Origin of the sequence: Colidextribacter sp. OB.20, from assembly GCF_009911595.1 — a bacterium.
In the GTDB taxonomy this organism is placed as follows: Bacteria; Bacillota; Clostridia; order Oscillospirales; family Oscillospiraceae; genus Lawsonibacter.
This window is the reverse complement of the sequence record NZ_QWKG01000023.1, coordinates 51353-62309: the sequence shown is the minus strand read 5'-3', so window position 1 is coordinate 62309 and position 10957 is coordinate 51353. Positions and strand designations below refer to the sequence as shown.

10 protein-coding genes are annotated in these 10957 nt (G+C 46.8%); 2 read left to right on the top strand and 8 right to left on the bottom strand.

Annotated features, from left to right (window positions below):
• Nucleotides 1-154: 154 nt before the first annotated feature.
• Nucleotides 155-853, bottom strand: coding sequence for an N-acetylmuramoyl-L-alanine amidase (locus tag D1641_RS07630; RefSeq protein WP_347707399.1), 699 nt, complete (start codon nucleotides 851-853; stop codon nucleotides 155-157).
• Nucleotides 854-999: 146 nt separating this feature from the next.
• On the opposite strand from D1641_RS07630, the gene D1641_RS07625 reads away from it, so the two are divergent.
• The gene (locus tag D1641_RS07625) at nucleotides 1000-1509 is read left to right on the top strand and encodes a spore coat protein CotJB (RefSeq protein ID WP_243149310.1); all 510 of its coding nucleotides are present in this window, start codon (nucleotides 1000-1002) and stop codon (nucleotides 1507-1509) included.
• A complete protein-coding gene (locus D1641_RS07620; protein ID WP_160664303.1) occupies nucleotides 1510-2112 on the top strand; it encodes a manganese catalase family protein in 603 nt (200 codons plus the stop codon).
• On the opposite strand, the gene D1641_RS07615 is transcribed toward D1641_RS07620, so the two are convergent.
• The 7 genes from D1641_RS07615 to D1641_RS07585 form a co-directional block, all read right to left on the bottom strand.
• Nucleotides 2070-3578: a recombinase family protein gene (locus D1641_RS07615; RefSeq protein ID WP_160664301.1), complete on the bottom strand. Its 1509-nt coding sequence runs from the start codon at nucleotides 3576-3578 to the stop codon at nucleotides 2070-2072. The two genes, D1641_RS07620 and D1641_RS07615, sit on opposite strands and share 43 nt — an antisense overlap.
• A 349-nt stretch (nucleotides 3579-3927) precedes the next feature.
• Complete coding sequence (locus tag D1641_RS07610) at nucleotides 3928-5229, bottom strand: FtsK/SpoIIIE domain-containing protein (RefSeq protein ID WP_160664299.1); 1302 nt, start codon at nucleotides 5227-5229, stop codon at nucleotides 3928-3930.
• Nucleotides 5216-6169, bottom strand: a complete 954-nt coding sequence (locus D1641_RS07605) for a viral replication protein (protein ID WP_243149309.1) — start codon at nucleotides 6167-6169, stop codon at nucleotides 5216-5218. Before D1641_RS07605 ends, D1641_RS07610 begins: the two co-directional genes overlap by 14 nt.
• 147 nt (nucleotides 6170-6316) lie before the next feature.
• Entirely contained in the window at nucleotides 6317-6637 is a 321-nt protein-coding gene (locus D1641_RS07600; RefSeq protein WP_160664297.1) for a hypothetical protein, read from the bottom strand.
• Nucleotides 6638-6778: 141 nt separating this feature from the next.
• Nucleotides 6779-7201 (bottom strand): helix-turn-helix transcriptional regulator, encoded by a 423-nt coding sequence (locus D1641_RS07595; RefSeq protein WP_160664295.1) that lies wholly within the window; start codon nucleotides 7199-7201, stop codon nucleotides 6779-6781.
• Between the two features lie 799 nt (nucleotides 7202-8000).
• A complete protein-coding gene (locus D1641_RS07590) occupies nucleotides 8001-9716 on the bottom strand; it encodes a hypothetical protein (RefSeq protein ID WP_160664293.1) in 1716 nt (571 codons plus the stop codon).
• Between the two features lie 234 nt (nucleotides 9717-9950).
• The gene (locus tag D1641_RS07585; protein WP_243149308.1) at nucleotides 9951-10952 is read right to left on the bottom strand and encodes a hypothetical protein; all 1002 of its coding nucleotides are present in this window, start codon (nucleotides 10950-10952) and stop codon (nucleotides 9951-9953) included.
• Nucleotides 10953-10957: the final 5 nt, after the last annotated feature.

Genomic DNA, 10957 nt, shown 5'->3' with positions numbered 1-10957 from the left:
TGGTTCAAATAAAATTCTGCTACTTCTCTCATTAGTTCTTCAATTTCATCTAACTTGGTAAGTTTTGCCTCATATATACATATTTCATTAAACATAAAATATCTCCTCAAATTCCGATTTATGGTTCTGATTTTATCACAGAACCATCCCGGATTCAAGGGGCAGTCAGCCAGGCGGCGGCAACCACGGCGGACAGCCTGCGCTGGTAGCCCTCGTCTCGGAGCAGGGACTCCTCCTCCGGATTGGTGAGGAACCCGCACTCGATGAGGACGGCGGGGCAGGTGACGTGATTCATTATGTAAACTGTATCGGGAATCCGCTTGACAGCCCGCTCATTTTCAGGCTGGAGGGCAGCTTTTATGCTGTTCTGAAAGTGCTCCGCCAGCTCCTGGGACCCCTCGGTAGGGGCGTAAAAGACGTGGCTGCCGTGGTAGCGGCTGGAGGTATAGGTATTTTGGTGGATGCTGAGGAGAGTTCCTCCCTCCACCGCCTCTATGGCTGCCACCCGGTTTTTCAGGTCAGACCGCTTTTTCTCCCGCAGGGTATCGGCGCTTTCATCGTGGAGGGAGACATCCTCCTCCCGCAGAACGACGGGGTCCACGCCGTACAGCCCCAGCACATCCCGCAGTTTCAGCACGATTGCCAGGTTGATCTGGCTTTCCGGCACGCCAGTGAGGGACACTGCGCCACCGTCCTCCCCGCCGTGGCCTGCGTCCAGTACCAGCGGCCTGGTGTTCCTGAGCGCCACTGGACTGGCAGCTGGCTCCATCAGGCTGTTCAGCCGGCTCAGGGCCAGTACCAGCAGAAGCAGCGTCCCCAGCAGTGCTCCGGCCAATAAAATTCCTCTCTTCACAGTGACCACCTCCCCCCTATCCTATGGAGGCTGACGGCCCGGTATGCGTGTACCTATCCCGGCATCCGCTCATAGAATGGACTGAGGGGGGACGCCTGCGCTCCCCGCACCCGTCCCCCTGTATTGAATGAAGGAGGGATCTTCCCTTGTTTATAGAAACGAACAACGGCTCCCGGTCCAACGCTTCCGCCAATGGAGCCGCCGGCGGAACTCAGCCGGCTCAGACCAGCTGCCCGGATGCCAACGGCACCCTGCCGTCCTGCGCGGGGCTGGCGGTGCCCTATGTGCCCTTCCAGCAGAACAATCCTCAAAAGTACGCCCAGACTGAGGCCTTGAGCAACGGTACGCTGTTTCCTGGCCTGAACCTGCCCTTCCGTCTGGCGGTGGAGGGCTCCACCCTGCCTGACACACCTCTGGCTGAGCTCCAGGCTCTGGAGTTTGTGGTGCTGGAGCTGAACCTGTACCTGGACACCCACAAAGACGACACTGAAGCCTTCAATCTGTTCAAGCAGTTCTCCGCTATGGAGAAGGCGGCCAAGGCGGCCTATGAGTCCAAATATGGCCCCATCACAAAGGAGACTGCCGCCGCCAGCAGCAGCTATAAATGGCTCAGTGACCCATGGCCCTGGAATTATGCGCAGAATGAGGTGAAATAAATGTTCCACTATGAAAAAAAGCTCCAATTTCCGGTGAAAATCGCGACACCAAACCCCAAGCTGGCCGCCTTTATCATCAGTCAGTACGGTGGTCCTGACGGCGAGCTGGGTGCCTCTATGCGCTATCTGTCCCAGCGTTACTCCATGCCCTACGCCGAGGCCAAAGGCCTGCTTACCGACATCGGCACAGAGGAGCTGGGCCATATGGAGATGGTGGCAGCCGTTGTCCACCAACTGACCCGGAACCTCACAGATGAGGAGATTCAGGCCAATCCCGCCTTCGCCCCCTACTTTGTGGATCATACTACCGGCGTCTACCCTACCGCCGCCTCCGGCTTCCCCTGGAGCGCCGGGTCCATACAGTCCACCGGCGACGTTATCGCCGACCTGACTGAGGACCTGGCAGCCGAGCAGAAGGCCCGACTCACCTATGACAACATTCTGCGGTTGTCTGACGATCCAGATGTGAACAACGTCATCCGCTTCCTGCGGGAGCGGGAGATCGTCCACTTCCAGCGCTTCGGCGAACCATTACAAACAGAAACGAATGGATTTGCGATTTATATTTTCCAGTTTATTTTGATTTTTTCCTGTGAAGCATAAATATTTTCTATCAGGCTGTCCACAACGGTTAGCTTGTCGCCCATGGAGATTTCTTCCCAATTATCCAGGTATCCTGTAATTTTCTCCAGGCTATATCCTTTGCCCTCTGTGAGCCGTACGATTTCAGCGTACAGCTCCTTTTTTTCAGCATCCAAGACAGCCACACGGTTGTTGATATACTCCATAACAGCTCCATTTGCCAGCGGAATTTTATCCAGCAACGAACCGATTTCCTGGTCAATCACTTCTATCCGGGTTTTCAACTTGATTGTCTGTAGGTCACAGCTCTCCTGCTTCTGCTTGGTCAGTGTGTTAAACTCGGCCAGCTTCTTCCGCATTTCCTCAAACACGATTTCGTCCACCAGATCCGCATCCAGAGAGCCGAAGTTACACCCGCCGGTGTTGTACTTGTTGTTGCAGAGATAATAGCGGTTGTCGGCCTTTGTTTTGCAGTGATACACTTTTGCGGAAAGCGCATACCCGCAGTGAGCGCATTTAACCTTGCCCGCCAGCCATGTTGCTTTAGCCTTGATTGGTTTTGCCAGCCTGGTATTGCTCAGGCATTTACTGCGGCATTTGATCCAGATATCAGAGGGGATTAACCCCTCATGGGGTGCGAGCACCAAAGTATGCCCTTGCAAGGATACCGTCTTGCGTTTCCCCTCGTTTCCAGAGTAGAGATAGGCACCGTTCGTTCCAATAAAGTCCTCTGGCCGGTTTTCGATGATGGTCCCCTGAGCCTTATAGAACTCGTAGAGGCGGTAGTCCGCTCGGACATAGACTGGATTAACAACCAAATCACGAATACGGCTGCGGGAAAACGGCTCCCCATTCCGCTTCTTGACCTGCCGTTCATCCAGCCAACGCACAATGTCGCCGAATGAGGTCTGAGGTTGAGCATACTTGGAGAAAATCTGCTCAATAACTGCGGTTTCTTCCAGAACTGGCTCATACATTTTTGTTCGTATTCCATCAATGACTGTTTCTTTTAGGCGAAACCCATATGGCACCTTACCGCCCATGTAGAAGCCTCGCTTACTACGGGAGCTGTAGGCATCAATAACTCGCTGTTGGATGGTTTCCCGCTCCAACTGAGCAAAGATCATCACGATCATCAGCATAGCTTTGCCAATGGGCGTACCTGTGTCGAACTTCTCCATGGTACTGACAAAATCTACTCCATGCTTCTGGAACACGTCGATGACACTGGCAAAATCCAGGACAGAACGGCTGATCCGGTCCAGGCGATACACAATCACCCGGCGGATCTTCCCGGCGGTAATGTCAGCCATCATCTCTTGAAAGGCCGGCCGGTCTGTATTCTTTCCGCTGTAACCTTTGTCTGTATATACCTTGATGTCTTCCCCTATCACTTCCCTCTTGCAAAATTCGACCTGGCTTTCTACCGATATGCTGTCAACCCGGTCAACTGATTGTCTCGTATAGATTGCGTCGATAAGGTTCACTCCCCTTCTTCGCAAAAAGAAGCGGAGCTGCTAACCCCTATATTATAAGGGCGCAGCTCCGACAACTCAAGACCTAACTTGACACATATTTACAGAAAATGTCGTAAAGCTGTTCTTCAATGGCTTTTTTAACGGCCTCCCGTTCCTCCCGACGATATACCGGTGTTGCGTTCTCTATTAAGATAGTCCGGCTGTGATAACACCGTTCGTGGGCTTCTGTACAATATGCAGTTGCCATAGGTGCCCACCACCTTCTTTTTGCGATATTCAAACCGTAGTTTCATCGTCATCTCTCCGCTTTCTAAATCAAAATATTCGTGGCAGCTTGTCCACTATTCCGACTCATTGTTCAAATATTTTTTTCATCAAACAGGTATCCTTGAAAAACTGTCCCGTCATGGAGCATAAACCGCCCCTTAGCATCTTTGGGAATTTGATTTGCGGCGTCTGTATTGTCTAAAATCAGTTGAGATAAAATGTTGTCCGCTCTGCCGCAGATACGACAGTTTAAGTTGTTGCGGATTTGCCCGCTAATCAGGTTGGCATCCGGGCGTTGAGTGGAAAGGATCAGATGAATACCGAACGCTCGGCCCAATCGGGCTACGGTCGCCAGCCGGCTTTCAATCTGATTTACCAATTCTTTCTGCTCCTTACTCAGCCCGGTTCGATCCAGCATCTCGGCTACCTCGTCACAGGCAAAAATCAGTCTGTGCAGGTTTACACCTGTTTCTGTGTTGTATTGGTCTATATTGGGCAGCCCGGCAGAAGCAAAGAGCTTTTTGCGGCGGTGCAGTTCCTCTACCAGCTTTGTCAGAAAGGCCAGCAGTTCCTGCTCATCAAAGCACATTCGGCACTTTTTGTGCCAGACTGGTGGAAAGTCTACGCCGCCCTTAAAATCGGCTATGCTGACCTCCGCCCCCTTGCGAAGCGCCTGCATAAGCAAAAGTTTCAGCAAAACACTTTTGCCGCTTCCAGTGGCCCCGCCCAGCAAAATATGCGGAATACTTGCCAAATTGACTGTTACCGGCCCCACAAATCCTTCTCCCAGTGTCAAGACAAAGTTATCAGAGGACAAATAGCTGTCTTTCCATCTCCGCAGCTCTGGCAAATCATTTTGGGCGGAAACTGTATAAAGCAAAATGTGACTTTTTCTTTTGCCATATTTCATCCTTATAATTGTAATATCCAGAGCGGCTTCAATAGCGGTTCGTTTACTCTCCCATATATCCAATGGGATTCCCTGATTGAGAAATTCCCAGATTGAGATATGTGGATTTGTTCTATCAGAATACTTTCTTTGAAGAATCGGAACCATCCCGGCGTGGTTGACCAAACCGATACTTTGCAGTTGATCCTGCGCCGCTTTTCGGCCAAACGGATATACCGCAAAACCCGTTAAGAGGATACCGCCCACCACCAGATAAGCGTGGATACTATGGGTCAACAGTGTTTGGAAAATCGGAGAAATCAGCTCCATACTCTCAGCAAAAACAATCAGCGTTTTTTGCTTGCTCCATACCCACATCGCTCCCAAAAAATAGGAAATGAGCAGCAGTAATTTCAGTGAACCATTCTCTCCTCCAAAAAGCTTTCTAAAAAGCAGTCGGTATTGATTTCTTCGTTTCAGTTTGAACTTCTCATCTTTCGTCATGAGGCACCTCCCTGGGCGGCAGCCCCCGCCGATACTCGGTCACGGTATTGATCCTCCGCAAGAACGCCCTCCAAGTTTCCAGCTTGTACCGCTGAATATCCTGGTACTGCTCATCCAATGGAATGTTGGAGGTAATATAGACCACAGTATAACAGGCAACCCGGTCATTGTACCTCGCCGGCAACATCAACGGATAAACATCCAGATAGTTGAGCATAGCTTCAATGGGAACCTGAGAATGAAATTCTTCAAAAACAAGTACTTTTTGCCCGTGATAGGCGTCAAACCGTAGTCCTGTCCTACCTCCGTAATCAGTCAGGCGGCAAATCTCCGCTACTGGGTGTTTGGCGAAAATTCCTCGGGTCTTGCCGGTCCCAGTATCTCCATATAGATAGTGGACTTTCAGCTCCCGGCTTTCTGTACGATACCGCTCTGATTGCAAGCTCTCCCGCAAGCTATCAATATCCCTGCCCTTAAACGCAAATCCGGGATTGTTTTTAATGATCTCCACAGTAGTAAAACCATCCGTCACATCCTGGAGCAGCTGAAACATCTTAGGGGCGCTCTCTTCTGCAGGAGTTGGCATGGAACCAAATTCCACAAAACTTCCATCCACTCTTGTCTCGGCTTTTGCGGTCTCCGCCCACTTGCCCTCTTTGCGGATATAATCTCGATTTTCCTGGGCCGTCCCATTAGCCCTGTCGATATGGGCGGGAGGAAACCGGCGTTTGACAGTTCCAAACCGCATCGGAGAATGTGAGTACAGAAAAATATGTGTATGATAGGTTCCAGTACTGGCAATTTCATCGGCCAGACAGAAGTAGTCAGGGCGAAACAGCTGCAACAATTCGAGGATACGGTGGTGATCCAGACCACAGGTTTGTGGATTGTTGATGGTTATCATCCATTTTCTGGACTGTGTATTCATATTCTCTGGCATAGTTGTTTTCTCCTTTTGCTACTGCTACTCCGCTCGCATGGGTAATACTACCCATGCGAGCGAGGGCAGCGCGGCGTGACCGCCGGGGGACATCTCCCCAAAAGGCGAGCTGTCTACCCCCGTCTGCCCCACCGCGCCGCCTTTGTGTCATGCTTTGCGATTGACCAGAGCGATCCCGGTGGCTTTTGCGGTAAAACGCACCCCTTCCTTGGTCTCGTAGACACCGACTTCCAGGCCGGAGAACTCCACCTCTGCGAAGCCATCCGGCTTGTCCATCAGCTGCTTGCCGTCAATTTTGACGCTCAGCTTTTCCAGGGCGTGCTCCGGCAAGGCAACGACATAGCGGTAGCCGGTCAGCGTATCCGTCCTCTTTCCGTCTTTATACTCGTAGGCAGGTGCAATGTCCACCAACAGTTTCTTGGCACCCAGTGATGCAGGATCAATGCGCAGGTCTCGGATATTCAACATAATAATTCCTCCAAAATGATGATTTGTCGCGGCGTCGGCCAATTACCTCTGCAATCTCGACTGCATGGCCATCATAGCAAAAGGCGGAGAACAAAACCTATTCCAAAAAGGAATAATTTCGTTCTCCGCCTGTCTCTCTTTTTAGTCCAGATTTGCGTTGGGCAGTTCTGTAAACTTTCTTTCTCTTAGATACGCATCCGCATACTCCAAAATCGTTGATAAATTTTGAGGAGTTGTATCATAAATGATCTCTTTCTTGGAATAAATCCGAATCAATTCCAAGTAGGCCTGATGAGCCGGTTCCGCTGGTGAGAATGCTCTCTCCTGGCGCGCAAGCAGGTCACAAGTTTCATCCTCATTCAGTCCAAGGGCCAGACAAATACAGACAAGGGTATCAACACCGACATTCTTGATTGCCCCATTATAAATCTTGTTCAGACGCGACTGATTGATCCTGGCGCAGACAGCCAACCTGTTTTGGCTCAAGCCCACTCGATCCATATAGTAATTTAGATAATCTTTGAAAGGTGCTGTTTTAGCTGGTTTGGTTGCGGAATAGGCCATAGGCCTGTCCTCTCCGCAAAATCATACCATATAGCTTCAATTTATATATAAGTCCCGCTGCCGGAGGTGATAGACATGAATAAGGGAAATATGCCATAGGTAAAGAGCGCAAAAGAATATGTCATACGCATCACCTCCCTGGAGAAGATTGCCGGTGGATAGGAACTACCCCCGACATCAGGAATAAATGTCATGTGAAACAGAAAGAGCACAGCTCTCTCAATGAGCTGCACTCTTTCAAAATCTTAGCATTCAACGCTATACATTTTTTGATTTCTGGAAAAGGGTATAATTCCCCCTTTCCCCCATACTTCCTTCGTATCATCAGCAACCTCACAGCCGCGTCGCTGTGTGCCAACGATAGGCGGACTCGCTCCTCCTCATTCCGTGGATCATACGGAAACGCTCACGCCCGCCCATCATCCGCCAGGACAAGCGTTTTACATTCGGCAACTGGTCATCATTTCTGACGCAATTCGGGCAATTCTAGTAAAAGCGGAGTTGACCAGAAAACACCTTAGCAGGGTACGCCTCCCTGCATGTCCTCTGCTCCGCTGGGCAATATATGCTTTCCCACGAAAGCTGCCCTCATTCCTCATGCACAGCCCATCCATAATTCCCGGATGCACTTATGGCCCGCTCATAACGCCGGGTGGCAAGCTGGCGTATCAAAAATTGTTTTCGTTTCTACAAATCCGATCTATTGTCCAAATCGAATTTGCATATACGCAATCTTTGATAGTTAAATAATAGATTATTCTGGTACAGATGTCAAGTGTCCTACAGTTATTACTAGCATTCATAAAATCTCTACTTCGCGTGCAGTTAAAGTAGTGTTATTCAGTTTTGACGGGATGAAACGGACTCGATCTCCGACATGAAACCGCACTTTTTTACCAGATGCTATTACTGCATCTGTTGTTATAAAATATGACTGGTTATCAGAACCTTCTACAAAACCATTGAGGGATGCTTTGTCAAGATAGGTGATTCTCCCTTCAATTTTTCCTCTTAATTCAGATTGAATAAGTATTTCATCTGATAGTTGAGCTACGCGCTTAATTGGTTCTCCCAAAACTGAACTACGTGATTTGTCTATTTTCTCAGAATCTTTAACATAATGTGTTGGAATATCTTTGTAGATACAGTATGCATAGTCAAATCCATATACTGTGCTTTGACGACCACTCCCGGCCTGCCTAATATTGATAACATTGTATTCTTCTGATAAACTTGTATATTTATTTACAATAGTTGATTTGTTTGGAAAGGTAAATTTATAAGTAGACCTACTCCGGCAAACTTTTGCTAAACGCCCAAGAAATTCTTTATCTGAATCTTGATACTGCCCCTCCATTTCAGATCCTTGCCTTGCCAAGGATTCTAAAACATCCTCTACAGTAATTCGGTCTGTTCCATGGCAGCGTGAATATGCATAGGTCATAGAAGAGTCTAATAAATGAACCAATCTACGCATATTTCCTTCAGAAGCGTTAATTAATTGCTCAATAAGAATTTGATCTTCTCTAGATATCTTAAAAACATCTTCGGCATGACATTTTTCTCCATAAGATTTTTCAATATATCGTTCAATTAACGAAACAGTTTTTATCATAAAGTTTTGAAATTGAACATTATTATTCGATACATCACATTCTAATTCAATAATATCTCCATAACGAGTTTCTTTAAGAATATCAGAATAAGAATGTGGGTAAACTGCAAGTTTTGTCCGAACATAGGGAAGCGTACGTAGTTGATTCATTAGAGTTTCAAAAAATGAATCACCTACGTCAGTATTCTTGAAAAAGTTTTTGTCTATTGACCCAACCTCATCAAAAAGGATCAGTAACTTTCCACTGAAAGGACTCAAAAGTCGCTGGCACGTATCCACCACATTTTGGAAAGAGGGTTTATCCCTACGCTTCATTTCACAAACATCTGATGACTCATAATTTGTACAAAGTTCCACAAAAGAGGCTGTAATACTACCTTCAGTCGTAAAACTTTTAGATACTTTTTCGATATATTCATCTGCAGTTAATTTTCTTAGTTTCTCAAGTATCTGTAAAAGTTCTTTGTCAGTCGACCAAAGACTGCATATTGTACACGCTCCCGTATGTAGCCTATAAAGTTCATCTGTAGACTGTAAATGTTTACAAATAGAAACTATTTCTTCAATAATTTTAACTATTATAGCATAATATATATTTTCTGAATTGTGCATATTTTGAAAATCACTAAGCCTAATATATACTGGTAAAACAACAGGACTCGAATCTAATAAGCATGGAACAAGTATATACAAATAATATGCATAATTTGCCCGTAAATACATCGTTTTTCCCGATCCCATTTTTCCTTTAATGATACTATTAGAAAATTCAAATGGACCAATCAGTCCATCAGTAGGATCAATAAATAAGTCCAAAACATTCTCTAAATCATATTCATCAGCATTACGCGTTTTAAAGGGGCGAGAGAGATAAACCTTTTCTAGTTCTTTTTCTGTCATAAGAATCTCCTTTTTGTATCAACAATATTACACAGTTAAAATTCTCTCTATCATCTCTACCGAGCTCTCCTCGCCCGGCTCATTCCTCCCCAGTTCACCACAGAGCACACGGACTAAGATTACCTTTTTCATGGTGTCAATCTAAGACAGGACAGCTTCGTCGGTTTGCTTAGCTAACTGTCCCTCACTAAAAAGGCTAAAAAGCTGAGTGATTTCCTTCTTCATCAGAGAAGATTACTCAATCGTTGCAATGATCCGCTTCTGAAGTAATTCGGGAATGTCATCTTCTGTCTCCCACATAATCGTATTTTTCTGTGCTATATCAAAATGGAGCTTTACCCCTTGTTTGCACAACTGAATGACAGGTTTCCCTAAACCCATAGAATATCCTTCCTCGAAGTAGGCACCATTGTTCTGATGTGTCAGGTCAACCACAACGAATTTGCTATCCCTAATATACTTCAAGAGTTCTGGTGTAATAAAATCATTGTGCTGAACCTCGTCAATAAAAATGGCGTGGTATTCTGCTGATTCAATTCCCTTGCGGATAGCCTCCCGCAACGGCCTTGTCTCATCTCCAAATTGCATAGCAACAAGAACATTTCTGCCACTTGCCGTGTATCTTTGAATCTCATCAATTCTGGCGTATCCATAAGGCGTAAGCGTAAATAGTTGGGCTGCAGCAAATGGTTGTTTTCCTCTATCCGCAATAAGTCCTTGCTGTATCAGACAACTGATAATGAACCTAGCTTCAGCTTCTAATGTATCACCTTTTCTTGAAACATATTGTCCATTCACAAAATCATATCTGTCTATGAAAAGAAAACTGTAAAGCGTTTGCGGTGTAAAGTGAATGGTTTGCCCAATGTGTGGCGCGTGTTTATGCAGATACAGTAAAACCAGGTCTATCTTTTCTGCAAAACTCCTTGGATACCATGCCTCTACGATTTCAGAATCTATATGTACAGGGTGGCCCTTTCCCTCTTTCTGTAGTTCGTCACAGACTTCTCTGCTTGCTGTCGTATAATATCGCTGTTCAAAATCACTTGCAGGGTAAGCATTATGTGCCAGAAAAGCTGCAAGATGGTTCATGTTAAAGCCTTGCTCTTTCCAATAAATGTCAAGCTGATATTGACCACATACGGGGCAACGATAAAAAGTCAAATATAGGTCATGGTTATAACTGCTCGGGACTTCTGTGCCGCAAACTGGGCATATCTTTTTCTCTTCTTCCATAATAT